Genomic DNA, 25,770 nt, shown 5'->3' on the forward strand with positions numbered 1-25,770 from the left:
CATCCGTTACCTCACCGACCATCTCCCATCCGACCGATCACCGACAGGAGAGAACGACCATGGACGACAACGCCCGCTTCCAGGTGCTGCGCAACGACGAGGACCAGTACTCGCTGTGGCCCGCCGACCTCGAGGTGCCCGAGGGCTGGCGCCCCGTCGGCAAGGAGGGCACCAAGGACGAGTGCTCCGCGTACGTCGACGAGGTGTGGACCGATATGCGACCGCGCAGCCTGCGTGAACGCATGGCCAACGGGGCCTCCTGACCGGGGCGTCCTCGGGCGGCGCGGTCGGCGCGTAACGGCGCCGGCCGCGACCGGGCCCCTCAACTTCCCCGTACCGGCGGGCGGTTTACCATCCTGGGAACAGTCGGCCGCGGACGCGAGCGATCGCGCCCGGATACGGAGGAGAACACCACGTGACCGCGCAAGGGGTAGCATCCCAGACCGGAAGCGGGCCGGAGCCCCCCAACACCCCCCTCAACCAGGGGCGACCGCACAGCGCCCGGATGTACGACTACTTCCTGGGCGGCAAGGACAACTATGTCGCCGACCGTGAGGCCGCGGCCAAGGTGCTCACCCTCTGGCCGGGTGTCATGATCGCCGCCCGGACCAACCGGGCCTGGATGCACCGCGCGATCCGCTTCCTCGCCGCCGAGCGGGGCATCCGCCAGTTCCTCGACATCGGCACCGGCATTCCCACCCGGCCCAATCTGCACGAGGTCGCCCAGGGAATCGCCCCGGACTGCCGGGTCGTCTACGTGGACAACGACCCCATCGTCCTCGCCCACGCCCAGGCCCTGCTCAAGAGTCACCCCGAGGGCCGCACCGCCTATGTGCACGGGGACGTCACCGAGCCCGGGAACATCCTCGCCTCGCCCGATCTCACCGAGGTGCTGGACCTGTCCGAGCCCGTCGCGCTGAGCCTGGTCTCGCTGCTGCACTTCGTCCCCGACGAGTGGGGCCCGTACGAGATCGTGCGGCAGCTCGTCGACGCGCTCGCCCCCGGCTCCTATCTGGTGCTGAGCCACATCACCCCGGACTTCGACCCCGAGGCCACCCAGAAGACGGTGCAGATCTACAACAAGGGGGGCATCCCGGGGAAGATCCGCACCAGGGACGAGGTGGAACGCTTCTTCGCCGGGCTGGAGCTGGCCGAACCGGGCCTGGAGGTGCCGCACCGGTGGCGCACCGACCTGGCCGAAACGGACTCCAAGGTGGAGACCGGCGATGTGACCGACGAAGAGGTGTCCTTCTGGGCGGGTGTCGCCCAGAAGTCCTGACGCGGGGTTCCCGGGCAGGGGTCAGGGACGCGGTCCGACGGTCGTGGCGCCGTCGCGGATGGTGATCGCCAGCGCGGGACAGGAGTCCGCCGCGTCCAGCACCCGCTCCTCCTCCGGGACCTCCTCGTGTCGCGGCCGGGCGTGCTCCTCGTCGAGGACGAACAGGTCGGGGGCGATTCCGGCGCACATGCCGGACGCCATGCACCGGCCAGGGTCGATCTCCGCCTTCCAGGTCATCCCGCTCACCACGCGATCGGCATGACACGGGGCCCGCGGACCAGCATCTGGCCCTTCCACTCCACATCCCCGGCCACCCGCAGCTCCGGGAAACGGGCGATCAGCGCGCCGAGGGCCTCCTGGAGCTCCAGACGGGCCAGCGGCGCGCCCAGGCAGTGGTGCACACCGTGGCCGAAGCCGAGGTGCTGGCCGGCGGGGCGGGCGACGTTCAGGGTGCCCGGCGTATCGAAGCGCAGCGCGTCGCGGTTGGCCGAGCCCACCGCGACCAGCACGGGCTCCCCGGCGCGCACCAGGGTGCCGCCCACCTCGACGTCCTCGGTGGCGTAGCGGGCCTGGGAGGCCCCCATGCCCAGCGGGACGAAGCGCAGCAGCTCCTCGACGGCACCGTTCAGCAGATCGGTGTTCTCGCGCAGCCGCCGCAGCTCCTGCGGGTGCTCCAGCAGCGTCAGTACGAAGTTGGGGATCTGGGTGGCCGTGGTCTCGTGCCCGGCCACCAGGATGGCCACGCACAGATCGACGAGTTCGAGCTCGGACAGCCGGTCGCCCGCGTCCCTCGCCTCGATCAGCGAGGTCATGATGTCGTCCCGGGGGCTGCTGCGATGGACCTCGATCAGCCCGGCCATATAGGCGCGCAGCTCATCGGTGTTGCGGGCGGACTCCTCGGCGGTCAACGAGCTGGTGGACAGCGCGGCGTCGCTCCAGATCCGGAACTTCGGCCGGTCCTCCTCCGGGACGCCGAGCATGGCGCAGATGACCCCGACCGGAATGGGCAGGGCATAGCGGTCCACGAGATCGGCCGGTGGCCCCGCCGCCTCCAGGTCGTCGAGCAGATCATGGGTCAACTGCCGGACCCAGGGGCGGAGTTTCTCCACCTGGTGGACGGTGAACGCCTTGGCGACGAGGGTGCGCAGCCGGGTGTGGTCGGGCGGGTCCATGGTCAGGATGCCGCTGTCGCGCCGGCCCTCGGACTGCCGTGGCTCGTCGTGGTGGAGCGCCTCCGCACGGCTGAAGCGCCGGTCGCCGAGCACCATCCGGGCGTCGGCGTACCGCGTGACCAGCCAGGCGGGCTCGCCGTAGGGCAAGCACACCCGGAGTAATCCGGTGCGGTTCCTGGCCTGTTCGTACGCCTCGCTGAGCGCCAGCCCGTCGGAGGAGTTGAAGGGATAGGTGAGGGGTGTCGTCTCCGCTGTGGTCACCGTGACCTCCCTTGCGTAAGCACGTGCTTACAAACGTAGGAGCCGTCGGCTGGTACGGTCAACGGCCCCTTTGCGCCGTTGATCCGACGGCCCGACGGGTACATCGCCGCAAGCTGACGAGAGGGGTGTGTCGTGATGGGGACGACCGTGTCCGAGGGACAGCGGCGGGATGCGCGGAACACACGTCGGCGGCTGATGGAGGCCGCGGCGGCGCTGTTCGCCGAGCGGGGCTATGAACGGGCGACGGTGCGGGACATCGCCGATCGCGCGGGCGTCAACCAGGCGCTGCTGTTCCGCTATTTCGGCTCGAAGAGAGCGCTGTTCGGCGAGGTGATCGCGCACAACGGGGAGGAGCAGTTGCGCACCACCCCACCCCATGAGCTGCCGGAGACGGCCCTGCGCGGGCTGCTGGGCCATGGCGCGAAGGAACCGGGCACCCGCGCGCTGGCGACGCTGCTGCGCTCGGTGGACAGCGGCGACGAGATCGGTACGGCCGTGCGCGCCATCAGCGACGACTACGCGCGGGTGCTGGCCTCCCTGTCCAGCGCCGACAATCGCGAGCTGCGGGCGGATCTGGCGCTGTCCTGGCTGCTCGGCATAGGGATGATGCGGGTGCTGGTGGGCAAGGAGCCGCTGGCCGACGCGGACCCGGACGAGGTGTGCGCGCTGGTGACGGCCGCGCTCGGCACCCTCCTGGACGGCCTTCCGGCGGCGGACGGCAGGCCGTAGGAGCACGGGTCATAGGAGAGCGGGCCGTGGGAAAGCGGGCCGTAGGACGGCAGGCCGGCAAAGGGCGGGGCCTACTCCCGGAACTCTCCCCGGGGCGTGGTGACGACGCGACGGGCCCGGGCCGGGGTGATCACTTCGCGGAACGCCGGATCGGTGAGGAGGACCACCGGGGCGATGCGGTGCGGGGAGTCGGAGTGCCAGTGCGGCAGGGCGGCCTCGATCACGGCCCAGGACTGATCGATGGCGCCCCGGTCGGCCAGCGCCCTGGCCAGGTCCAGAGCCTGCTGGAAGGTGCGGGATTCGGGCAGGGCCGGGGGGACGAAGGCGGCGGCCCTGGCCACCCAGGCGGCGGTGTCGTCGCCCTCGGTGGCGGCGCCGCCCGCGGACACCCCGCCCGCGCCCACGACACCGTCCACGCCGTCCGGGAGCCGCGGCAGGATGTCGCCGAGGGCCGAGACATAGCCACCGGGGGCGCCGGTCCACTCCTCGGCCGCACAGCGCAGATAGAGCGGGGCGGCCTCGGCCCGTATCTGCTCCATGCCGATCACCTCGATCACATGCGGGTCCCCCAGGACCCGGTTGCGGATCCAGTGGTGGGCCACGCTGATGTCGAGGAACGCCCCGAGGATGATCCCCAGATACGCGCCGGCGCCCGAGCCCTTGACCGCGGCCTGCTCGAAGGTGGCCATCGCCTTGCGCACCTCGCCCCGCAGGGCCTGCGCCCGGCCCTCGGCCACCAGCTCCCCGGCGCTCCCGGGGCGCGCCATGCGGATCTCCATCGCCGCCTGGTCCTCGAAACCGGTGCGCTCCTCGGCGACCAGCTCGGCGAACGAGGCGTGCCGGTCGCCCAGGGCCGGATACCAGCTCGCCCAGATGTAGGCTGCCCACTCCCCGTCCTCGGACACATCGGCGGGGTCCAGCAGCCAGTGCTGGGCGTCGCCCTCCTCGGAGACCAGCAGCGCCCGGTCCATGAACGCGGTGTCGTCCCAGTCCTCGCCCTCGCCGCCGCGGATGACGCTCCAGGTCTCGGGGTCGGCCTCGCGGAGCCAGCCGACGGTCTTGGCCGCACGCATCCGCCACATGAACGGGCTGATGTTCAGCCAACCGTCGGAGGCGCCCAGGAAGGCCCGGTAGCTCGGCGGGAGCCGGGTGCCGAGCCGCTCCTCCAGGGCGAGGACGCTCTCCTCGTCCGCGCCCTCGAACCCGAGCCAGCCGGCCGCCCGCTGATCGTCGCCGACCCCGCTCAGGTCCTCGTCGTCGGCCACCCGCAGGATGGCCGCGCTGTATTCCGCCAGATAGGACCGCCACTGCTCGACGGTCCGCGGCAGCTCCTTCGGCGACTCCGGCCCCGGGGTGGCCGACAGGGATGTGCCGCGGTATCCGGTCGGTGCCTCGCCCGCCCGCTGGTAGTGGCCGATGAAGCCCCTCGGATGGGGGGCGGAGGTGAAGAACCGGACCTGGGAGAGCTGGACATGGTCCTCCCCCGCGTTCCGGGTGATCTCCAGGCGGTAGCGGCCGTAGGCCGTGTGGGCGGGGACGGTGAACCCCCGGGGCTGATGGCGATGTGCGAAGCTCTCCTCCACGCGGGAGTCGAGGTCCACCCAGTGCTCCCCGTCGTTCGAGCCCTTGAGGGTCCAGTCTTTGGGGTCGCGGCCGGGGACGTCGTTCGCCGAGGTCAGGACGTAGTGGCCGACGGCGACCGGCCGCCGCAGGGTGAACTCCAGCCAGGCGCGGCCGCCATGGCCCAGCCACTTGTGCCATGAGTCGTGCAGCAGGTTCTCCGCGACCTCGCCCGCCTCGGTGAACTCGCTGTGCGCCCGGACCCTGGTGACCAGGTCGGTCACCTCCGCCTCCGGACCGGGCTCGGCAGCGAGCAGCGACACCGTGACCGAGTGCCCCGACGGGTCGCCCCACATCACCCGCTCGACGGGCGGCCCCCCGTCCTCTATCAGCAGGCGCAGCTCCTGGCGGAGGTGGCGGCCGCCCCCGGACGCACCGCCCTCCTCCGTACGGAAGCGGTGCATCACCTCTTCCAGCGCGCTGTCCCGGAGGGCCGAGCGGCCCTCCAGCGTCCCCCGGTACTCGGTCAGCGTGCCGTCGGCGGCCCGGCGGTGTCCGTAGAACTCCGTCATCGCCGGCTGGAAGCCGATCGACGCCTCCGCGCCGTCCTGTCCGCGCCAGGCGAGCCGGGCGGGGAGCGAGCCCTCGCCCCGGTCGAGATGGACCAGCAGCCGTGGGGCGGGCCGCCATTCGGCGGAGCCCGGGGCGCGCCACTCGGTGCGGTAGACGCACACCGCGGCCTCGGCGGGGTGTTCCTCCGCCATGAGGTGGATACGGGCGCAGATGCGGGAGGGCTCGACGGTGATCCGGTACAGCCAGAGCAGGCCGCGGGCCTCGGCGCAGCCGCGGACGCACAGCGTGTTGGTGCCCGCCACCAGCGCCTCGCCGGGAACCGCGAAGGCCACCTCCCGGGGGCGGGCGCCGCCGGGCACGGTGAACTGCTCGATCACCGCATGCCCGTTGACGGTGATGTCGATCGGCGCGCATCCTAGTGATTCACCCAGCGGTGAGACCCGCGCGATCAGGGCCAGTGTGAGCTGTTCCGGCAGTTCGCCGTCGTCCAGCGCGAAGTCGAGTTCGACCCGGCCGCCCGCGCCGATCGCGAGGCGGTCACGGTCGGGATGGCATCGCTCGTAGCGGGCCGTGCCATTGCCGAATCGAGGCGGATCGATGGTGAAATCCGCGAATGTCGCTCGCACGCTGTGCTCCTGATGGGGCCGTGTGGACGTCCGTTGACGTGTCGTCGGGGCAGGGGTGCGGGTGGCCTCAACACCCGGATGCTGTCGATGCTAGGGCGGTCCACCAGCAGCGTCCGGCCGCCGCGACGATCACTAGGGGGATGTGGGTCGGCCGCTCCCTCCCCCGCGCAGCACGGCTCCCAGGACTGCGGGTCGCATCAGCGCGGTGGGGGCGGCGACCAGCGACATCACCTCGTGCAGGGCCTTGCAGACCCGTGGGTCGACGGTGGCGCGCCGCATGACCCGGTCCAGATAGCGGTGCTGGGCCCGCACCGACATTCCGGCGGGTCCGCCCGTGGTGGCGGGGAAGCGCACATCCTCGCTGGAGGACAGCATCCAGGCGGTGTTCGTGGCGGCCGCGATGCCCTTACGGGCGGTGTGCGCCGTACGGTGGCCGATGCCGCCGTGGCGCTCGGCGGCGGCGCGCAGGGCTCGGGCGCCGAGCGCGGCCACGGTGATGCCCTGGCCGTAGACCGGGTTGAAGGTGCACACGGCGTCGCCGATGACCACCAGGCCGCGCGGCGCCCGGCGCTCGTAGTGCCGCCGCACACCGGGGCCGGGCCAGAAGCCGCGGACCGCACCGGCGGGCTCGGCATCGGCCAGCAGCTCGCGCAGGCTCGGGTCCCGCAGCAGACCTAACTGCCGGTCGAAACCGGCCGCGCCGGGCTCGGCCTGCGCTCCGCGCATGCTGCCGAGGCTGGCGATCCACCGGCCGTCCTCCACGGGCAGCGCCACGCCGAGCCTCGGCGCGTCCGGGGCCTTGGTCTGTAGATAGAGCGCGGCGAAGTCCGGATCCTGCCCGGCGCGGCGATCGTAGAGCCGGCTGGCGTAGGACACGCCCGCGTCGACGCGCTCCTCGGGGGCGGGCGGGCAGCCCAGCCGGGCCAGCCAGGAGGGGAGCGCGGAGGTGCGCCCGGAGGCGTCGACCACCAGCTCCGCGCGCACCTCGCGCACCTCCGCGCGGGCATCGCCACGCGCCCGGACCTGAGCGCCCGTCACCTCGCCCGGTGCGCCGAGGAGCCCGACGACGTCCGTGTTCTCCAGCCAGCGCACCGTGGGCTCGCCGCGCAACCGGCGCAGCACCGTATGGTCGAGCAGCGGTCTGGTGCAGGAGAGGAACGCGACCTCGCTCTCGTACTCCGCGAGCCACCCGGCCGCGCTCAGCCAGCGCACGCCCGACATGGGCACGCGCACCGCACCGGCGGCCGTCAACTCCTCGCGCACACCGGGCATCAGCGCCTCCAGCGCCCGATGCCCGGCCTCCAGCAGCAGATGTGCGTGGCGCCCCTGCGGAACACCCGAGCGGAACGCGGGCCGCTCGGGATAGCGGTCGCGCTCGACTATGACGATGCGCTCGGCATATCCGCGCAGCGCCCATGCGGCCAGCATCCCGGCGAGACCTCCGCCGATCACCACCGCGGTCCCTCGTCCGGTACTTTCCCCCTGTACCCCCATACTACGGAGCGTAGTGCAGAATCATCCGAGCGTCACCATCTTCGCGAGAATGCAGACCTTCGAAGGCTCAGGCGGTTTGGGAGGGCTCGGCGGCCTCGGGCGCCTTGGCCGCCTCGGCGATGAAGGTGTCGAGCACCCCGTCGGCTATGCGCACCGGGCCCTCGGGGCGGGTCTCGCCCGGGATGGTGCGGATCTCCCCGGCGCGCTTCGCGTCCGACGCCGCCTCGGCGAACCACCGCGCGGCCTCGGCCTCGTGGCCGTCGAGACGGGCGCCCAGCGCGTCCAGGGTGCGCTCGAAGGCGCTCCCCCACAGCGACAGCGCGTCCAGCCAGGGCGCGGAGTCCGCCACGAAGCCACGGTCGGCGGCACCGGCCCGGATGCGCTCGGGGGCGGTGGCGAGCAGCCGGGCGTACGGGCGCAGCTCCCGCAGGGCCGTTCGCTCGTGCCCCGCCTCCCAGGCGGTGTGGAACCGGTCGAGCCGGGCGGCGAGTTCGGGGGCCTGCGGCTGCCAGGGTTCGGCGCCGAAGGTGGGCGCGAGATGCTGGGTGTCGAAGAAGGCCAGCAGTGAGCGAACGGTGGCGGCCGTACGGTCCGGACGCGCGCCGGGACCGTCCCCGGCGAGGTGGCGGGCGGCGGCCCGCCAGGTGCGGGTGGCGTCGTAGCCGGTGTCGTTCCAGGCGAAGTCCGCCCCGCCGAAGAGGGCGACCTTGCTGGCGGCGGCCTGGTTCATCGGGTTGAGGACCAGGCCGGAGAGCTGCCGGTGCAGACCGGGCTCGCGGGCGTCGTACGGAGCGAGCAGCAGCCGGCCCTCGGCCTGGCCGTAGTCGTTGACCGGGTAGTTGTCCCAGACGAAGACCTTGCGCCCCCATACGGCCGCGGCCCGCTCCGCGTCGGCGACGGTGATCCGTGGCGGCACCACATCCGTTCCGGTCCACATCACCTCGACCCGCGCGTCCAGCCGCTCGCGCAGCACGCGCTTGTACGGCGTGTCGGTGACATCCCCGTACTCGGTCGGCACCATCTGGAGCGGCCTGGTGTCCGCCCGCTGGTCGAGGAACTCCCTCTGCACCGCGTTGAGCAGGCCGGACTGCGCCTCGGCGGCCGCCTCCGACGAGGGGTCTCCGTACGTGGCGCGGTCGGCCTCGCAGTTCCAGCGGGTGTAGCTGATGTCGTCCAGCGGCATGGAGAAGCTGCGCACCCCGAGGTCGTAGACCGCGTCCAGCTTGGCCTCCAGCGCGGCGATGTCGGCGGGGTCGCTGTAGCAGATGGAATTCCCCGGGGAGACGGCGAAGGTGAACCGCACATGGTGGTCGGTGGCCTGCCGGACCAGCTCGCCGAGTTCGGCGAGTTTGGCGGCCGGATACGGCTCGCGCCACTTCTCCCGGTGGTAGGGGTCGTCCTTCGGCGCGTAGATGTAGGTGTTCATCTTGACGTCCCCGTAGAACGCCAACTGGTCCATGCGCTCGGCATGGGTCCAGGGGCTTCCGTAGAAGCCCTCGATCACCCCGCGCAGCGGCATCAGCGGATGGTCCGCGACAAAGACGGAAGCGATCGTCCGGTGGCCGGAAACCAACTGACGCAGCGTCTGCGCCGCGTAGTACGTCCCGTCCGAGTCGGCGCCGGCGAGCGCCACCGAGGCGCGCCCGGCGGCGAGTGCGTAGCCCTCGGCGGGGAGCCGGGCGGGCACCTGGCCCCCGGCGGCCCCAAGCGCCCGCACCACCCGTGCGTCGGTGATCCGGCCGACGGTCACGGTCAGCTTCGGCCCGGGGCCGTCCTGGATCCGCGAGGCCCCCGCGCGGCGGAGCACGGAGGTGACGAGATCACGTGTCGGACGGTCCACGCCATCCGCGACGACGAGGCGGACGCGGGCGCGGACATGGATGTCCGCGCCGATGCGGGACATCTCCTGGGGGTGCGGGGTGACGACCGGCAGCGGCCCAGGGGCGGCGGCAGTGGCCGCGGTAGCGGCCACGCCGGTGGGCAGCAGCAGGGCGAGGAGGGTGAACAACACCGTGACGCTGGCCAGGGTGCTGGAGCGACTGCGCATGGGACATCTTCTCCGTGGCGTTCGGTGGCCTTCGGGGGCAGGCGGTGCGGTGCCGTGCGGTGATGCCGTGCGTGTGCGGTGTGCCGTGCGCGGTACGAGCCCCGGCGGGGCTCGGCGTAACCCTACCCAGCGCCGAGCGCGGATGATCGGGCCGGGCGCCGGTCGTCGGTCGCCGTGCGGGGCGGGCGGTTTGGGAGCCGGGGCCGGCGGGAACGGCGTGCCCGTCAGTCCTTGAGCAGCGCGTCGACCACACGGCCGAAGAGCAGCCGGCCGGACCAGACCGTGGGCGGATCGAACAGCCGGGGCAGCCCCCGCAGCCGCAGCTCCTCGCGCCACACCACCTCGGACCCGCCACCCCGGGGGCGCACCTCGATCTCGGCCCATCCGAGGACCACCGAGCCGCGCTTCTCCAACCTACAGATGCCGGAAGTGTCATCTTCTGGTGGGTCACCGGCGGGAGTGTCATCGGCGGGTGGGTCCCAGCGCACGATCTCCATGGGGTCGTCGAATCCCGCGCGGCCGACGCCGGTGCGCACCACGATCACGGTGCCCACCCGGGTCGGCCCCGGCGGATGGACCGTGACACCGCTCAGTGGTACATGGGCGCCGTGGCGCGGCCAGTCGGTGAGCCGTCGCCAGGTCTCGCCGACGGGCAGGGGGGTGCGCCGCTGGATACGGAAGTGGGCCACAGCGGGATCGTAGGTGATCGGCGGCCGGAGGCCATTGACAGCTCGCATCCGCCTGTTACTTTCCACAGAGGAGAGAGGTCCTACCTTTCCTGGCCCGCATCGAGGAATACCGCCCCAGCAAGGGGATCATTGCAGGTCAAATAGGTCCAGACCTAACAACACGTCGGATCTCCACGGCTCCACAGGAGAAGGAGAACGAGAGATGAAGAGACTCGCCGCAGGCGCGGCGCTCGCACTCGCCGCCGTCTTCGGGTTATCGCAGGTGCCCCAGGCGACCGCCGCCCCCGCACAAGAGGAAGCCGCCACCGCGGCCCCGGTGTTCAGCGTGATGGACTACGGCGCGAAGGCCGACGGTTCGAGCAATGACTCCGCCGCCATCGAGAAGGCCGTCACGGCGGCCAACAGCGCCGGGGGCGGGATCGTCCGCTTCCCGTCGGGACAGTACAAGTCCAAGAAAACCGTCCATCTCAAGAGCAAGGTGACCATCCAGCTTGACTCCGGGGCCACGATTCTCGGTTCCAGCGCGGACACCTACGACAAGCCCGAGTCCAATCCGAACGACGACTACCAGGACTACGGCCACAGCCATTTCCACAACGCGATGTTCTACGGCGACAAGCTCACCGACATCGGGTTCACCGGCTCGGGAACCATCGACGGCGCGGACAACCTCATCACCGGAAACCCCGACTCCGGCCAGGCAGACAAGATCATTTCCCTGACCCGCTGCGACGGGCTGACCCTCGACGGGATCACCCTGCGGCGCGGTGGCCACTTCGCGGCCCTCATCAACGGCTGCAAGAACGTGACGTCGGACCACCTCACCATCGACACGGCGAGCGACCGCGACGGCTGGAACATCATCAGCACCACCAATGTCACGGTCACCAACGCCAATATCGCCGCCAACGATGACGCTCTCGTCTTCAAGAGCGACTACGCCCTGGGCGCCAAGCTGCCCAACGGCCATGTGCGGGTGACCGATTCACATCTCTCCGCGAAATGCTGCAACGCCCTGATGTTCGGCTCCGAAACCTGTGGTGACTTCACGGACTACGTCTTCCAGGGCATCACCATCACCGGTGCGGACAAGTCCGGGCTCGGCATGGTCTCCATGGACGGCGCCAACATCTCCGATGTGCACTACCGCGACATCACCATGACCAATGTGCACTCGCCCATCATGCAGAAGATCGGGACGAGAAAACGGTGCGGGGGAAATCCGGGAGTCGGCCATATCAGCGACATCACCTACGACAACATCACCGGCACCGGTAACACCCCCTCCTTCAGCCCGACACTGTGGGGCGAGTCCGGTGGCAATCACATCAGCGGTGTGACCTTCAACCATGTCGATCTCACCGTGCCCGGCGGCAACGGCACCATGTCCACCGGTGTTCCCAGCAACGACTCCGACGACTACAACCCGAAGAGCATCGGCACCCGTCCCGCCTTCGGCTGGTATCTGCACAACGCGGACCACATCACGTTCAACGACAGCTCGGTCAAGTTCGCCAAGAACGACGGCCGTCCGGCGGTCATCGCCAACTCCGGGACCACGCTGCGCTTCAACCGGTTCACCGCACAGCGCGGCAGCGACAGCCCGGCGGACGTCATCCTCCAGAACGTGTCCGGCTACTGCCTCGCCGACAGCGCCAACACCTCCGGCGGCGCGCTGCGGGTGAGCACCAGCGGATCCAGCGAGAACTGCTCGTCATAACCGACGCTCGTTACGACCGAGGGCAGTTGACCACACCCCCCGTCACCCCCGCCACCAGCGGCGCAGCACCCGCTCGGCGGGTTCCCCATGGGGGGTGTAGGCCGGCCGCGGCGCGGCGGACGCCGGGGTGCGATGGCTCAGGCGTAGGTGCTTTCGTCTGCCGAGAACAGGCTGATGACCCCGGCGGGGGCGTTGGCGCCGAAGATGAAGTCGATGGTGCGGTGGGCGGCGGCAGCCGCCTTCCGGCTCCGGGGGAACATTCCGCTCTCGTAGTCGGCGAGGGCCTGCTCGATGTCGTCGGGGTGGGCCGCGATCGCCGTACCGAGTTCGGCGCCGTCGAGCATCGCGAGATTGGCACCGTCTCCTCCGGGGACGGTCGCGTGTGCCGCGTCGCCGAGGAGTGTGACGCCGGGGACCCGGTCCCAGCGGTGGTCGCCCGGCAGCTCGTAGATGCTGCGCAGGACGGGTGCGGACTCGCCGTCGGTGATCAAGGCCAGCAGTTCCGGTGCCCAGCCGTCGAACTCTGCCGCCACCCGTGCCTTCGCCGCCGGGGCGTCGGTGAAGTCGATCGCATCGAACCACTCCACCGGGCGGTGCAGCACGACATAGGTGTGGACGACGCCACCGGCTTCACGGTGGGCGAGGAATCCCTTGCCCGGGACCAGGGCGTACAGGGCGCCGTTCCCGACGAGGCCGGCCACGCGCGGATGGGCCGTGTCGACGTCGTGAAGGTAGGTGTCGACGTAGCTCATGCCCGAGTACACCGGCCGTTCGTCCGACAGGAGCGCCCGGACCCTGGACCAGACCCCGTCGGCGCCGACGAGGACGTCGGACACGGCCGACGAGCCGTCCATGAACGACATCTGGTGTCGTCCGTCTCCGACGGGGGTCGCCGAGACGAGCTTCTTGTCCCATCGCACCGTGCCGGGCGGCAGTGATTCGAGCAGGATCCGACGGATGTCACCGCGCAGTGTCTCCGGCCGTACCAGGGAGCCGTCGTCCGGCCGATCGACGACCACGCGTGCCTGCTCGTCGACGACACGTCGTGCTCCGCCGCCTCGGTGGATGATCGAGCGGTACTCCTCGGTGAGCCCGGCCATCTCCAGGGCGAGCCGGCCGTCTTCTTCGTGGAGGTCGAGTTGTCCGCCCTGGGTGCGGACGCCCGCGGACTTCTCCGCCTCGTAGACGGTGGCGGGGATGTTGTGGAGGTGCAGGATCCGGGCGAGCGTGAGCCCGCCGAGGCCGGCGCCGATGATCGAGACCGAGGTCGTCACGGTGATTCCTTTCGCGGTGGTTCGCCTTCCACCCTACGACGAACATTGTTCTACTGGCGATCATTGTTCGTCAACGGGTAGGGTGGCGTCGTGGCAGGACGACGGGCAGCACGTGACGCAATCTCCCGGGATCAGTGGGCGGCGCTGATCTCGGCCAGGAACGCCGACTCGGAATCCGGAGCGCGCCGGGCCGCCGCCCGGGAGAAGACCCCCATCACGGTGGAGCGCGTCATCGACGCCGCTCTCCAGGCCGTCGAGGCGGGCGGCTTCGAGGACCTGACGATGCGCATGGTCGCGACGAGGCTCGGGACCGGCCCCGCCTCGTTGTACGCGCATGTGCGCAACCGGGCGGAGCTCGGTGACCTGCTCATCGGCAGGCTGTGCTCCCAGGTCGCCCTCCCCGCACCGGACCCCGCGTGCTGGCGGGAGCAGTTCATGGACGTGTGCGCACAGCTTCGCGATCAGTTTCTGCGCTACCCCGGTATCGCGCAGGCCGCGCTCACCGTGGTGCCCGCCGATCTGGCGACTCTGCGGGTCGGCGAGGGGATGCTCGCGATCCTGCTCGCCAGTGGCGCGCCCGCCCAACAGGCGGCCTGGGCCGGCGACGCGGCCTTCCTCTACATCACGGGCTACTGCCTGGAGGCGGCCGCGGCCCGGCGGCAGGGTGAGGACGTCGACGGCCGTGTGATCGACCGCGCCGAGATCGAGGAACGGCTTCGGATGCTGCCGCCCGATCTGTTCCCCCATACCGTCGCCCATGCGCGGGAGCTCACCTCGGGCACCGGACACGACCGGTTCACCTTCACCCTCACCCTGCTGCTTCAGGGGCTGGTCCCGCCACCGAGCGTGAGCGGTCCTGGCCACCGGCACCCGCCCCTTCCGGGTCGGTGACTGGTCGGACGTGCGGGTCCGGCGGCGAGGTCCGCGGATGACGGTGCCGGTGGACGACCGTCAGGTGGTGGGCTTCACCGACCGGGAACGCCCGTACGCGGCGGGGAGGACGGGTCGGTCAGATCGCGCAGCCCCTCCGGCAGCGGCCCGGTGTGCACCACGCCCAGCCGCTGGGTGGCGCGGGTGAGTGCCACATAGAGGTCGCTGGTGCCGAACTCCGCGGGCTCGGCCACGATCACCGTGTCGAACTCCAGCCCCTTGGCCTGCCGGGGGTCGAGCAGCACCACCGCGCTGGTCAGGTCCGGGGACCGGCCGGTGGACGCCTCCGGGAGGACGGCTGACAGCGCGTCATGGCGCTCCCCCGGGGCGATCACCGCGAGACGGCCCTCGCTGCGGGTCTCCCGCGCCACGGCCGCGGCCACCGCACCGGGCAGATCGCCGGTGTGCTCCGCCCAGGGCCGTACCCCCGTGGCGCGGACCGAGCGCGGCGGCTGGAAGGCCGGGTCGACGGTGCGGGCCACCCGCGCCGCGATCTCCATGATCTCGGTGGGGGTGCGGTAGTTGACGCCCAGCCGGGTGTGCTCCCAGCGGTCGCCCACGTACGGCTCCAGGATCGTGGACCAGGAGCCGCAGCCGCCCGGTTCCGCGGTCTGCGCCGGGTCGCCGACCAGTGTCATCGAACGGGTCGGGCTGCGCCGCATCAGCAGCCGCCACGCCATCGCGGACAGCTCCTGGGCCTCGTCCACGATGATGTGGCCGAAGGCCCAGGTGCGATCGGCGGCGGCGCGTTCGGCGGCGCTGCGGTGGTCGCGCTCCTCCGACCGGTCCGCCAGCCGTTCGGCGTCGATGAGGTCATGGGCGGCCAGCACCTCCGACTCCTCGTCGTCGCGGTCCTCGAACTCCAGGGTGCGGGAGCCGTAGGAGAGGTCGAGCACGCCCTGTGCGTAGTCGATGCGCTCCTGGCGCTCGGCCTCCGCGGCGGCGCGGGCCGCCGAGTCGTCGTGGCCGAGGAGTTCGGCGGCCTCGTCCAGCAGCGGGATGTCGGCGGGGGTCCATTCGCCGTCGGTGCGGCGGATCGCGGCGGCGTCGGCGTCGGAGAGGTGGACGGGGTCGCTGAGGAAGTCGGCCACGAGCTGCTGCGGGGTGAGGGACGGCCACAGCAGCTCGATGGCGGCATGCACCTCGGGGTTGACCGCGATCGCCTTGCCGAGCTGGGCGACGTCGTCCGCGCCGAGGAGGTTGGGCCCGCCGTAGGGGTCCGCTCCGATCCGGTCGACGAGCTGATCGGTGAGGTCGTCGATGACGCGGAACGCGAAGTGCGGGCGGGCGAGGTTGTGCGGCAGCCCGGTCTCCCGGGCCTTGTGGCCGGCCTCGGACGCGATGTCCCTGTCCAGCACCAGTTCGCCGTCGTCGTGGTCGATCACGATCGCGGGGTCGGGCAGCGTCTGCCGGTCCCGTACGAAGCGGGCCAGGACATCCGCCATCTCCGCGCGACCCTTGACCTCGGCGGCCTCGGGGGTGTCGGTGCCGGTGGCCGTCACCCCGGGGAAGAGCTCACCGAGCGTGGCGAGGAGCACACCCGTCTCGCCGAGCGAGGGCAGCACCTCCCCGATATAGCCGAGGAACGCCGGGTTGGGCCCGACGATCAGCACCGCGCGCCGGGCCAGCGACTCCCGCTGCGCGTAGAGCAGATACGCGGCGCGGTGCAGCGCCACGACGGTCTTCCCGGTGCCGGGGCCGCCCTCGACGACGTGGACGCCGTGGTGCGGGGCGCGGATGATCTGGTCCTGTTCGGCCTGGATGGTCTGCACGATGTCGTGCATCCGGCCGGTGCGCGCGGCATCGAGCGCGGCGAGCAGTACGGCGTCCGCGTCGGACCCCTCATGCCCGGTCCGTATGATGTCCGCGAGATCCAGGATCTCGTCGTGCAACCCGGTGACCTTGGGGCCCTCGGTGGTGATGTGGCGCCTGCGGCGCAGTCCCATGGGGGTGTGTCCGGTGGCGAGATAGAACGGACGTGCCACATCGGCGCGCCAGTCGATGACCAGCGGGGTGCGGTCCTCGTCATCGCGCCGGATGCCGATGCGGCCGATGTGGTGGTCACGGCCGTCGCGGAACATCAGCCGACCGAAACACAGCCCCCGCTCCCCCGCCTCGAACGCGGCGAGCAGACCGGACCGCTCGGCCACCAGCACATCGCGCTCCAGCCGGGCCTGGAAGGTGGTGCCCTCCAGGGACAGCGCTTCGGTCACCGACTCCTCGGCTCGTGCCCTGAGCTCGGCGAGGCGCCCGTTGAGCAGATCAAGGAATTCTTGCTCACGGTCCCATTCCTCGTTTGACAATTCGACTCCCGCCGGGATACGATGACTTCATCAGGTTTCCGTATGCCATAAATTCATGAGCACATGGAAATCCCCAATATACGCCGAGAAACGCCCCGGCCGTCAAGGCGGCCGGGGCGTTTCTCTGTTTTATGGCCTCACACCACCTGGATGACGTGTTTGCCGCGCACACCGCCGGCTTCCATCGCGCGGTGGGCCGCTGCCACGCCGGAGAGCGGATGGACGGTGTCGATGACCGGCCGGATGGCCCCCTTCTCCACATACGCGGCAAGGTCCGCGAAGAGCTCATGCGTGGGATTGCCGGAGAAGGCCCGCACCCGCCGTGAGCCGTGCACGGTGGAGAGGAGGATGAAGCCCAGCCAGGACAGCGGACGGTCTGCGTCGAAGGCGATGGACACCATGCGACCGCCGGGCGACAGCAGCTCTCGGTACGCGCCGAGCCCGGTGCCCACTGTGTCCAGTACGGCGTCGAAGGGGCCGAGGGCGGTAGGCCCGGTGGTCCGGTAGTCATGCGCCTCATCGGCGCCGAGCTCCCGGACGAGGTCGAGCGCCTTCGCTCCGGCGAGCCCGGTGACATGGGCGCCGAGCGCGTGTCCGAGCTGCACGGCGACGCTGCCGACGCCGCCGGCCGCCCCGCGCACCAGCAGCCGCTCGCCGCTCCTCAGGCCGATCTTGTCGCGCAGCGCCGTGATGGCCGTGGTGCCGACTCCGGGCAGGGCAGCGGCCCGGATCAGATCGACACCCTCGGGCGCGACGGAGAGCTGACGTGGCCGGACGGCCACGTACTCGGCGGCCGCCCCGAACGTCCCGCGCGGTGTCGCCCCCCACACCCGGTCGCCCACCGCGAGATGGCTCACGGAGGAACCCACCTCGGCGATCTCCCCGGTGATGTCGATGCCGGTGCCCTGGGGGAACTTCCGCCCGGTCACCAGCTTCAGCTTGCCCGCCCGGCCCAAGAGCTCGCCACCGTTCACGCTCGTGGCGTGCACCCGCACCAGCACCTCCCGCGGACCGGCCACCGGCTTGGGCCGGGTGCCCTCGTACAGCACCTCGGGAGGTCCGTACCGGTCGTACCGCGCCGCGCGCATCTCACTCATCGCCCTCATCGTCCCTTTCGCACATCGGGGTTGTCGCCACGCTAATGCGCGCAAAGGGGGAAACCGCCCGGTCGGCGTAAGGTGAGAAACATGCCTGCTCACGTCTCTCAGATAGCGCCCGGCACCGGTGTTCGGGACACCGGAAGTCCGGGGTTGCGGTCCGACGCGGCGTCCAATCGCCGGCGCGTCCTCGAGGCGGCCCGGGCGCTGTTCGTCTCGCGTGGGCTCGATGTGCCGATGGCCACCATCGCCCGTCATGCCGGGGTCGGGGTGGCCACGCTCTACCGGCGCTTCCCCACCCGGGAGGCGCTGGTCACGGAGGTGTTCTCGGACGAGTTCGCCGTCTGTTCGGCGATCGTCGACGACGCCCTGGCCGACGACGACGCGTGGCGGGCCTTCCGCCGGACCATCGAGACGGTGTGTGCTTCGCAGACGCAGGACCGGGAGTTCAACGACGCCCTGCTGTCGTCGTTTCCCGACGCGGTCGGCTTCGAGCGGGAGCGGCTGCGGCTCGAAGAGGGCTTCGCCGAGGTGGTCCGGCGCGCCAAGGCCGCGGGGCGGCTGCGCGAGGACTTCGACGTGTCCGACCTGAGCCTCGTCTTCCTGGCCAACAGAGGTGTCATCGGCGACGCGGCAACGGCACCGGCCGCGTCCCGGCGGCTGGTGGCCCACCTCCTGCGGTCCTTCGAGGCGGGGCGGGCCGAACCGGCCCGCCCCCTCCCGCCACCCGCCCCGCTGGGGCTGGGCCGGTTGCCCCGGACATCCGGGGGATGAGCTATCGGGCGGTGCCGAAGTCCTGCGTCCAGTAGTGGCCGGGCTGCGCCACGCCGACGCCGATCTCCTTGAAGTCGCAGTTCAGGATGTTGGCCTTGTGGCCGGGGCTGGACATCCAGCCCGCCATGACGCTCTTGGGCGACTCGTAGCCGTAGGCCACGTTCTCGCCGTAGGTGCTCCAGGAGTAGCCCGCGCGCTCGATCCGGTCGCCCGGGGAGGACCCGTCGGAGCCGGTGTGCGACATATCGCTGTGGGCCGCCATGTCCTCGCTGTGGTCCTGAGCGGCCTTGGCCAGCTTCTCGTTCACGGTCAGCGGCTTACAACCGGCCTTGCTGCGCTCGCTGTTGACGAGATCGACCACTTCCTGCTGGTCGGTGGCGGCCGCGGAAGTGGCGGAGGTGGAGCCCGCGGTGGCGGACTGTGCCATCGCGGCCGAGGGAACGCCCACGGCGGCCACCGCGAGGGCGGCGATGGCTATCTTGCGGCGGGGCGTCGTGCTGTTGCGGTGCTTGCTCATACGTGACCTCACACTCGGTTGAGGCCCGTCATTCTTGGAGCCGTCGCCACGCGGGGCAACACACATGTTCGTACTACAAGGGTTCGTAGCGAGGACGGCGCTTGCGATCAGCGGCGAGACATGCAGAGCCGGTTCCGGGGAGCGCTCAGGTGGCCCGACACCCCATCAGAAATCGCGGCAACCAGGCGAGTGGACAACGGGCCCGGAGCACCGGGGATCGCGAGGGCATGGAACCGGCCATTTCCGACAGAGAAGATAAACCCACTATGTCGGCTAGTCGATATGCTCCGCTACGCCCCCTTTACGACGGCGCCCGGTGTGAGAGATGTCATGACATGACAGGGGTGGTCAGCGGCGGTAGATGGTGATCGAGTGGCCGACCTCGTCGATCGGCTCACTGCCCTCGATCAGCGCCGCCAGCCGGCCGGTGGCCTGGGCGATCGAGGAGTCCGAGACCACGAGCAGCCCGCGCACCTCCTCCGGGCGGGCCCGGCGCGGGTCGGACGCGTGGATGCCGTAGGCGGACGGCACACCGCTGCCCTTGTAGACGAGCCAGATCCGCTCGCCCCGGTAGCGCTCCCGGAGGCGGTCGGCCAGCCGCCCCAGGTCCTGCCCCCAGTCGACGTTCGAGTCATGCAGCCGCAGATGGGTCCGGGACGGGCCGCCGAATGCCTCGTTGGAGTACGGCAGATAGTAGGGATACGTCCGCAGCGAGCTGACCGCGACGAACAGGACCAGCGCCAGGGTGGCGCCGTACGCCCAGCGCCGCCGCACGGCCATCAGCCCGGCCGCCGCCACCGCCAGGAACATCGGCAGGAAGATGGCGTACCGCACCCCGAGGTTGCGGGCCCCGTCCAGGGCGGCGAGCAGCAGCACCGCCGCCGGGACGAGGACATACGGCGCGGCGGACCGCAGCCGGGGCACCACCAGCAGCACGACGGTCCCGGCGAGCCAGAGCGCGAGCATGCCCAGGGGCGTCTTCACCAGCAGCGCGACGGGCAGGTAGTACCAGAGCGACCCGAGGTAGCGGCGGCCGAGCAGAAAGCCATGCCAGGTGTCGTGCTCGAAGCCGAACTGGACACGCATCCCGTCGCGGTACGCCTCCGGCAGCGGCAGCAGGTCGACGGCGAGCCCGCGCAGCCCGTGGACGACCGGCACCGGTCCGGTGGGCGTCCAGCGCAGCCGGGGGTCGACCACGAAGTAGACGGCCCACACCACGGCCACCGCGATCAGTGCCACGGCCACCGCCGCCGCCACTCCGATCGCGAGGGACCGCGCATGGCCGCGCGGGGTGCGGTCGTGGGTGCGCCGGGCGTACCAGACCGAGAGCACGGCCAGGAGCAGCAGCACCGGCACCGCCGCCAGCATGCTCATCTTCGTGGCCAGGGCCGCGCCGAGCGCCACTCCCGCGAGCGGGAGACACAGCCGTGGCCACCGTCGTGCCCGCCACAGCAGCCAGACCGACGTCAGCAGAGAACCGGCCGCCGGTACATCGAGCGTGGCGAGGGAACCGTGCGCGATGATGTCCGGCGAGAAGGTGTACAGGGCGAGCGCCACCGCCCCGCCCACGGGTCCGGTCAGCTCACGGGCGAACGCGAACACCACCAGCCCGAACAGCAGCGTCAGTGCGATCATCGGCAGCCGTGCGCACAGCATCAGCCGCCAGGGGTCGTTGCCCGATTCGTAGAGCACATGCCGTCCGAGCGCCGTCTGGTCACCGGCGAAGTCGGCATCCAGGTGCGGGCGCGCGACGGCCACCCCCGCCGCGATGATGAGCTTGCCCAGCGGTGGATGCTCGGGGTTGTACCGCACCCGGTGATGGTGCAGGGAGTCCACCGCCGTGCCGACGTACACGGGCTCGTCGATGGTCGGCGTCTGCTCCACCGCCGTGGTGACCATCGCGACCGCCATCTGAATCAGGAGCGCCACGACGGCGGCCACCACCAGCCACCGCCGGTGCCGCCCCGGCCCCGCCGCCCACCGGCCCTTCGGCCCGCCGACGGTCCTGGTCACGCTGTCGATCACGCCCGCCCACCGCATAGCGACAGACGCTAACGCCCTCGTGCCACCGCATAGGGCAGCCGCCGGGAAACTTGAGCGAACTCCGCAATCCGGACCGTGGCATCCGGGGGTCGTGCTGGCCGTCGGAGTGCATCCGCAGCGTGTGCTCGCGGAGGGCTTCGGGGATTTTTGTCCGGTGTGCTCTTCTGATCGGGGCCCGCCTGAGCACCCCCGCGCCGAGCGCGTTGAGAAGGAAGTGATCAGCCATGTCGGTATCCGACGCACCGCCGTCCGGCAGTCCCGCCCCGCCGGAGACCGTCCCGAAGAACGTCCGTCCGGCCCTGCTCGGTGTGCTGCTCGCGATGCTGCTGTCGATGCTCGACTCCACGATCGTCGGCACCGCGATGCCGACGATCGTGGGCGACCTCGGCGGCCTGGAGCACATCTCCTGGGTGGTGACCGCGTACACCCTGGCCACCGCCGCCTCCACCCCTGTCTGGGGCAAGTTCGGCGATCTGTACGGCCGCAAGCACATGTATCTGATCGCCGTCGTCGTCTTCGTACTCGGCTCGGCGCTGTCCGGCGCGGCCCATTCGATGACCCAGTTGATCACCTTCCGGGCGCTTCAGGGCCTGGGCGCGGGCGGGATCGGCGCGGGCGCCTTCGCGCTGATCGCCTCGCTGGCACCGCCCCGGGAGCGGGGCCGCTACCAGGGCATGACCGCCTCCATCATGGCCATCGGCACCATCGGCGGCCCGTTGCTCGGCGGCTTCGTCACCGGCCATCTCGGCTGGCGCTGGGCCTTCTTCATCAATCTGCCGCTCGGCGTCCTCACGCTGGTCTGGTGTCAGCTCATGCTGCGGCTGCCCGCCACCCGTGCCAAGGCGCGTATCGACTGGCCGGGCATCACCGTGATGACGACGACCGTCTGCGCCCTGACCCTGGCCGCCACCTGGGCCGGCTCCACCTATCCGTGGACCTCATGGCAGATCCTGGGCCTGTTCGCCCTGGCCGGGGTGGGTGTGGCCGCCTTCGTGGCGCGGCAGCGGCGCGCGGCCGAACCGCTCATGCCGCTGCGCATCTTCACCGGGCACCGCAACTTCGCCCTGGCGTCCTCGCTGATCCTGGTGGGCGGAGTGGTCATGTTCGGCTGTTCGCTGTATCTGCCGCTGTATCAGCAGACCGTCCAGGGTGTCTCGGCCTCCCGCTCCGGGCTGCTGCTGCTCCCCCTGATGATCCCCGTGGTGATCATGTCCCAGGTCGGCGGCAAGGTCATGTCCGCCACCGGCCGGTACAAGATCTTCCCCATCGTCGGCACTGTCTGTATGGCCGTCGGTCTGTTCCTGCTGGCCACCATGGACACCACGACCTCCCGCACGGCCACCGGGTGCTTCATGGCCCTGGTGGGCACGGGCATGGGCTGCCAGATGCAGATGGTCACCACCATCGCGCAGAACAGTGTGGAGATGCGCGACATGGGGGCCGCCTCCGCGTCGGTCACCCTGTTCCGCACCATCGGCGGCTCGCTGGGCGTCGCGGTCTTCGGTTCGCTCTTCACCAGCGCCGTCCAGGGCCACGCACCAGCCGGGGTGGAGACGAGCGAGGTCCGGCCCGATCCGGCGGCGCTGGCCCGGCTGCCGCGGGCCGCCAGGGACGGCTATCTCCAGGCGGTCGCCACCGGCACCCAGCAGATCTTCCTGACCGCGGCCGTCGTCTGCACGGTGGCGTTCATCGCCGCCCTGTGCGTCCAGGAGGTTCCGCTGCGGGGCAGGTCCGGACCGGTGGCCCCGGCGCACAAGGCCGAGGAGGAGGCCGCCAGCCCGGCCGCCCCCTAGCACCGCATGGCCTCACTAGCTCATCTGGCGCCGCACCAACTCGTGCAGCTTTCCGCCCGGGAGGGCCATCAGCTCGGCCGGGGCACCCTGCTCCACGATCCGGCCGTCCTCCATGACCAGCACACGGTCGGCGTCCATGACGGTCGACAGCCGGTGTGCGATCACCAGCCGGCTGGCGCGGAGGCGGCGGGTGCTGTCGATGACGATGCGCTGGGTCTCGTTGTCCAGGGCGCTGGTGGCCTCGTCGAAGAAGAGGATGCGCGGACGGCGGATCAGGGCCTGGGCGATCATCAGCCGCTGCCGCTGGCCGCCGGAGATGGCGCCACTGCCGGAGATCATGGTCTGGAGCCCCATGGGCATCTGGCGGATGTCCTCGGCCAGACCCGACAGTTCGGCGGCCTCCATGGCCTCCTCTGGGGTGAACGGCTCGGCGCCGCGGATGCAGTCGAGCACCGTGCCGCCCAGCGGCTGGGCGTTCTGGAGGACCACCCCGCACTGGCGGCGCACGGCCGCCTGGTCGAGGGCGGCGAGGTCCTGGCCGTCGTAGAGCACACTGCCGGACACCGGCCGTTCGAAGCCGATGAGCAACCGCAGCAGGGTCGACTTGCCGCAGCCGCTGGGGCCGACGACGGCCACGAATTCGCCCGGCCGGATCTCCAGTGACACATCGTCGAGCACCAGCGGCCCGTCGTCGCCATAGCGGAAGGTGAGGTTTCTGGCGCGGAGGTCACCGGAGAGCGTCCCCGGCTGGGCGCTGCCGCCGCGGACCTCCGGCGGCTCGTCCAGGATCGGCTTGACCTGCTCGAACATGGGCAGCACCGCGACCACCGAGACCAGGGCGTTGGTGAGCTGCGTCAGGGAGGTGAGCAGCATGGTCACGGAGGTGTTGAAGGTCAGAAAGGCCCCCGCCGACATGCTGCCCCGCGCCGGACCTGCCAGCAGCATGAACACGGTGAGGGAGACCAGCGGAAGGTAGACGGCGTCCAGCACCTGGGTGAGGTTCTTGATGCGCCCGGTGCGCTGGTGCAGATCGCGGGAGTGGGCGAAGCCACGGGCCCAGGCAGCGTAGGCGAAGTTCTCGGCCGCGGCGACGCGCAGCTTGGGCAGCCCGCGCAGGGTCTGGAACGCCTGGTTGTTGAGCTTGTTCTCGCTCTCCACCAGCCGTCGCTGCCAGCGCACCTGCCACAGCCCCATTCCGAGGAAGACCCCGGAGACCACCAGCAGTACGGCGATCACCGCGAGCGCCAGGGAGGCGCTGTAGTACAGCAGCAGGGCGAGGTTCATCGCGCCCACGGTGCCGGCCTGGAGGACCGTCGGGGCGATTCCGGACAGCACCCTGCGCATGGTGCTGATGCCCATCGCCGCGCTGGCCAGCTCTCCGGTGGAGCGCTGGGCGAAGAAGGTGGTGGGCAGCCGCAGCAGCCGGTCCCACACGGCGGGCTGGAGGGTGGACTCCAGCCGCCCCTCGAGACGCAGCAGGGTCAGGTTCTGGAGCAGCATGAAGGCGGCGGCGACGACGCTGGAGACGATCAGGGCCAGGGAGATCTGGACGATGGGGCTCTTCTCGGCGCGGGGTACGAAACCGCCCAGCACCTGGCCGGTGGCGAGCGGCACCAGCGCGCCGAGCGCCACCGTCACCAGCCCGCCGATCAGAAGGTTGCGGACGTCCCCGGTGGCACCGCGCACGCTGAAGCGCATCAGCCGCCACATCGTCATCGGCCGGTCGGGCAGCGGGCGGTAGAACATCACGGCTCGCTGCTCGAACTCCTCCGCGTTGCCTTCGCCGACGCGGATCCGCAGGCCCGAGGCGGGGTTGACCGCCTCGTACCGGCCGCGCCGCCACAGCAGCGCCACCGGGGCCCCGGACTTGGCGCGGTAGCCCACCAGCGGTCCGGCGTCCTCCCGCCACCAGCCGCCCTCCAGCCGGATGGCGCGGGTGCGGATCCGGGCGTGGGCGGCGATGCGCTCCACCGGGTCCGTACGGTCGTCGGTGGCGCGGCCCCTCGGGGGCTCGGGCAGGGTGATCCCGGCGGCCTCCGCCACCCGGCGGCACACCGCGTGCACGGCGTCGTCGGTGCTCTCCTCCGATGGCCGCCGCTCCCGCCGCTGCCCACCGATGGAGGCGATCAGCGCCTGGTCGGCGCGGGTGCGCACGGCCTCACCGGCCCGGATACCGGCCGCGGTGCGGTCCGCGTGGGCCCGCTCCATGGTCTCGATCCAGCGGTCCACGGCGGTGCCGAGGCGGTACTGCTGGTTGACCATCCGCTGCCACAGCGCGCCGTCGATCAGGAGGTCACCGGCGGCCTGGGCGCTGTATTCGGCGCCGTAGCGCACACTGCCGGGCGGCACCGGCAGCCAGAGCAGGTCCTCGTCGGCCGCCTCCGCCTCGGGCGCGGCACCGCCGTCCAGCGGGGCCTGGAAGAGGACGCCGAGGCTGCGGCTGACCCCGAGCGCCACGGCGTGTTCCAGCGGGGTGGGCGGGGTGTCCTGGAATCCGCCGTCCCCGTAGGTGCCGTACGGGTCGTGGCTCTGGTCCGTGCCGTACGCGTCGTACGCCTCCGGGCGGTACAGCTCGCGCAGCGGGATGCGGCGCACCAGGCAGTCCTGCGAGGGGCGGCCCAGCAGGGTGTGGCGTGGCCCCTCGACCGGGCCCGGAAGCGCGGCGCCCGTCTCCAGCCGGCCGAGGAAGTGCCACTGCCCCTCTTCGGCGGCGTCGACCGCGAACAGGTCGAGGGCTCCGCCGACGACGAGCCAGAGCACCTGCGGGCCCTCCAGCGGGAGGCTGCGCAGCCCGGCGCAGTCGACGGGCGTGCCGAGGGCGCCCAGCGCCTGAACCACCGCGTCGCCGCCGTCCGCGGCCACCGCCGCGGCCGGGTGAACGGACGCCAT

The 25,770-nt window shown here is 71.2% G+C and carries 19 protein-coding genes; 7 read left to right on the plus strand and 12 right to left on the minus strand.

Going from position 1 to position 25,770, the window contains the following annotated elements; all coding sequences use genetic code 11:
- The first annotated feature begins 59 nt into the window (after positions 1-59).
- Positions 60-263, plus strand: a complete 204-nt coding sequence (locus tag ACK1X7_RS03685; protein ID WP_382947424.1) for an MbtH family protein — start codon at positions 60-62, stop codon at positions 261-263.
- A 152-nt stretch (positions 264-415) separates the two neighbouring features.
- Positions 416-1,279 (plus strand): SAM-dependent methyltransferase, encoded by an 864-nt coding sequence (locus ACK1X7_RS03690; RefSeq protein WP_385149228.1) that lies wholly within the window; start codon positions 416-418, stop codon positions 1,277-1,279.
- 21 nt (positions 1,280-1,300) lie between these two features.
- Here the strand turns inward: ACK1X7_RS03690 and ACK1X7_RS03695 are convergent, their stop codons facing one another.
- Together ACK1X7_RS03695 and ACK1X7_RS03700 are read right to left on the minus strand one after the other, a co-directional pair.
- On the minus strand, positions 1,301-1,516 hold the full coding sequence (locus ACK1X7_RS03695; RefSeq protein ID WP_059148357.1) for a ferredoxin: 216 nt from the start codon (positions 1,514-1,516) through the stop codon (positions 1,301-1,303).
- 5 nt (positions 1,517-1,521) lie between these two features.
- A complete protein-coding gene (locus tag ACK1X7_RS03700; RefSeq protein WP_385149224.1) occupies positions 1,522-2,712 on the minus strand; it encodes a cytochrome P450 in 1,191 nt (396 codons plus the stop codon).
- A gap of 135 nt (positions 2,713-2,847) precedes the next feature.
- On the opposite strand from ACK1X7_RS03700, the gene ACK1X7_RS03705 reads away from it, so the two are divergent.
- Positions 2,848-3,441, plus strand: coding sequence for a TetR/AcrR family transcriptional regulator (locus ACK1X7_RS03705; RefSeq protein ID WP_385149221.1), 594 nt, complete (start codon positions 2,848-2,850; stop codon positions 3,439-3,441).
- A gap of 71 nt (positions 3,442-3,512) precedes the next feature.
- On the opposite strand, the gene ACK1X7_RS03710 is transcribed toward ACK1X7_RS03705, so the two are convergent.
- The 4 genes from ACK1X7_RS03710 to ACK1X7_RS03725 all read right to left on the minus strand — a co-directional run bounded on the left by ACK1X7_RS03710 (position 3,513) and on the right by ACK1X7_RS03725 (position 10,430).
- Positions 3,513-6,200 carry an SMI1/KNR4 family protein gene (locus ACK1X7_RS03710; RefSeq protein WP_413114621.1) on the minus strand — a complete coding sequence of 896 codons (2,688 nt, stop codon included), beginning with the start codon at positions 6,198-6,200 and terminating at the stop codon, positions 3,513-3,515.
- Positions 6,201-6,332: 132 nt separating this feature from the next.
- Positions 6,333-7,652, minus strand: a complete 1,320-nt coding sequence (locus tag ACK1X7_RS03715) for an NAD(P)/FAD-dependent oxidoreductase (protein ID WP_413114622.1) — start codon at positions 7,650-7,652, stop codon at positions 6,333-6,335.
- A 109-nt stretch (positions 7,653-7,761) separates the two neighbouring features.
- Entirely contained in the window at positions 7,762-9,741 is a 1,980-nt protein-coding gene (locus ACK1X7_RS03720; RefSeq protein WP_413114623.1) for a beta-N-acetylglucosaminidase domain-containing protein, read from the minus strand.
- A gap of 224 nt (positions 9,742-9,965) precedes the next feature.
- The gene (locus ACK1X7_RS03725; RefSeq protein WP_385151753.1) at positions 9,966-10,430 is read right to left on the minus strand and encodes an SRPBCC family protein; all 465 of its coding nucleotides are present in this window, start codon (positions 10,428-10,430) and stop codon (positions 9,966-9,968) included.
- A 202-nt stretch (positions 10,431-10,632) separates the two neighbouring features.
- On the opposite strand from ACK1X7_RS03725, the gene ACK1X7_RS03730 reads away from it, so the two are divergent.
- Complete coding sequence (locus ACK1X7_RS03730; protein ID WP_398160380.1) at positions 10,633-12,150, plus strand: glycoside hydrolase family 28 protein; 1,518 nt, start codon at positions 10,633-10,635, stop codon at positions 12,148-12,150.
- Between the two features lie 137 nt (positions 12,151-12,287).
- Here the strand turns inward: ACK1X7_RS03730 and ACK1X7_RS03735 are convergent, their stop codons facing one another.
- Positions 12,288-13,424, minus strand: a complete 1,137-nt coding sequence (locus ACK1X7_RS03735; RefSeq protein WP_398160379.1) for an FAD-dependent oxidoreductase — start codon at positions 13,422-13,424, stop codon at positions 12,288-12,290.
- Positions 13,425-13,514: 90 nt separating this feature from the next.
- Between ACK1X7_RS03735 and ACK1X7_RS03740 the strand changes: the two genes are divergently transcribed.
- The gene (locus ACK1X7_RS03740; protein WP_385151762.1) at positions 13,515-14,315 is read left to right on the plus strand and encodes a TetR/AcrR family transcriptional regulator; all 801 of its coding nucleotides are present in this window, start codon (positions 13,515-13,517) and stop codon (positions 14,313-14,315) included.
- Positions 14,316-14,389: 74 nt separating this feature from the next.
- On the opposite strand, the gene ACK1X7_RS03745 is transcribed toward ACK1X7_RS03740, so the two are convergent.
- Together ACK1X7_RS03745 and ACK1X7_RS03750 are read right to left on the minus strand one after the other, a co-directional pair.
- Positions 14,390-16,657, minus strand: coding sequence for a HelD family protein (locus tag ACK1X7_RS03745; RefSeq protein ID WP_413114624.1), 2,268 nt, complete (start codon positions 16,655-16,657; stop codon positions 14,390-14,392).
- Positions 16,658-16,794: 137 nt separating this feature from the next.
- Positions 16,795-17,754, minus strand: a complete 960-nt coding sequence (locus ACK1X7_RS03750) for an NAD(P)-dependent alcohol dehydrogenase (protein WP_390794576.1) — start codon at positions 17,752-17,754, stop codon at positions 16,795-16,797.
- A gap of 90 nt (positions 17,755-17,844) precedes the next feature.
- On the opposite strand from ACK1X7_RS03750, the gene ACK1X7_RS03755 reads away from it, so the two are divergent.
- On the plus strand, positions 17,845-18,528 hold the full coding sequence (locus tag ACK1X7_RS03755) for a TetR/AcrR family transcriptional regulator (protein WP_390794577.1): 684 nt from the start codon (positions 17,845-17,847) through the stop codon (positions 18,526-18,528).
- Position 18,529: 1 nt separating this feature from the next.
- Here the strand turns inward: ACK1X7_RS03755 and ACK1X7_RS03760 are convergent, their stop codons facing one another.
- A complete protein-coding gene (locus ACK1X7_RS03760) occupies positions 18,530-19,045 on the minus strand; it encodes a CAP domain-containing protein (RefSeq protein WP_385151771.1) in 516 nt (171 codons plus the stop codon).
- A gap of 348 nt (positions 19,046-19,393) precedes the next feature.
- Positions 19,394-21,085, minus strand: coding sequence for a phospholipid carrier-dependent glycosyltransferase (locus ACK1X7_RS03765; protein ID WP_390794578.1), 1,692 nt, complete (start codon positions 21,083-21,085; stop codon positions 19,394-19,396).
- 227 nt (positions 21,086-21,312) lie between these two features.
- Between ACK1X7_RS03765 and ACK1X7_RS03770 the strand changes: the two genes are divergently transcribed.
- Positions 21,313-22,881 carry an MDR family MFS transporter gene (locus ACK1X7_RS03770; protein WP_385151777.1) on the plus strand — a complete coding sequence of 523 codons (1,569 nt, stop codon included), beginning with the start codon at positions 21,313-21,315 and terminating at the stop codon, positions 22,879-22,881.
- Positions 22,882-22,896: 15 nt separating this feature from the next.
- On the opposite strand, the gene ACK1X7_RS03775 is transcribed toward ACK1X7_RS03770, so the two are convergent.
- Entirely contained in the window at positions 22,897-25,770 is a 2,874-nt protein-coding gene (locus ACK1X7_RS03775; RefSeq protein ID WP_398160375.1) for an NHLP bacteriocin export ABC transporter permease/ATPase subunit, read from the minus strand.

Source organism: Streptomyces sp. CY-1 (assembly GCF_047218265.1).
In the GTDB taxonomy this organism is placed as follows: domain Bacteria; phylum Actinomycetota; class Actinomycetes; order Streptomycetales; family Streptomycetaceae; genus Streptomyces; species Streptomyces niphimycinicus.

Excerpts from the sequence above, each read along its gene's own strand:
- ACK1X7_RS03685 (WP_382947424.1), top strand. The coding sequence starts at position 60 with ATGGACGACAACGCCCGCTTCCAGGTGCTGCGCAACGACGAGGACCAG.
- ACK1X7_RS03695 (WP_059148357.1), bottom strand. The coding sequence starts at position 1,516 with ATGACCTGGAAGGCGGAGATCGACCCTGGCCGGTGCATGGCGTCCGGC.
- ACK1X7_RS03705 (WP_385149221.1), top strand. The coding sequence starts at position 2,848 with ATGGGGACGACCGTGTCCGAGGGACAGCGGCGGGATGCGCGGAACACA.
- ACK1X7_RS03720 (WP_413114623.1), bottom strand. The coding sequence starts at position 9,741 with ATGCGCAGTCGCTCCAGCACCCTGGCCAGCGTCACGGTGTTGTTCACC.
- ACK1X7_RS03730 (WP_398160380.1), top strand. The coding sequence starts at position 10,633 with ATGAAGAGACTCGCCGCAGGCGCGGCGCTCGCACTCGCCGCCGTCTTC.
- ACK1X7_RS03750 (WP_390794576.1), bottom strand. The coding sequence starts at position 17,754 with ATGAGTGAGATGCGCGCGGCGCGGTACGACCGGTACGGACCTCCCGAG.
- ACK1X7_RS03755 (WP_390794577.1), top strand. The coding sequence starts at position 17,845 with ATGCCTGCTCACGTCTCTCAGATAGCGCCCGGCACCGGTGTTCGGGAC.
- ACK1X7_RS03760 (WP_385151771.1), bottom strand. The coding sequence starts at position 19,045 with ATGAGCAAGCACCGCAACAGCACGACGCCCCGCCGCAAGATAGCCATC.
- ACK1X7_RS03765 (WP_390794578.1), bottom strand. The coding sequence starts at position 21,085 with ATGCGGTGGGCGGGCGTGATCGACAGCGTGACCAGGACCGTCGGCGGG.
- ACK1X7_RS03770 (WP_385151777.1), top strand. The coding sequence starts at position 21,313 with ATGTCGGTATCCGACGCACCGCCGTCCGGCAGTCCCGCCCCGCCGGAG.
- ACK1X7_RS03775 (WP_398160375.1), bottom strand. The coding sequence starts at position 25,770 with ATGGCGTCCGTTCACCCGGCCGCGGCGGTGGCCGCGGACGGCGGCGAC.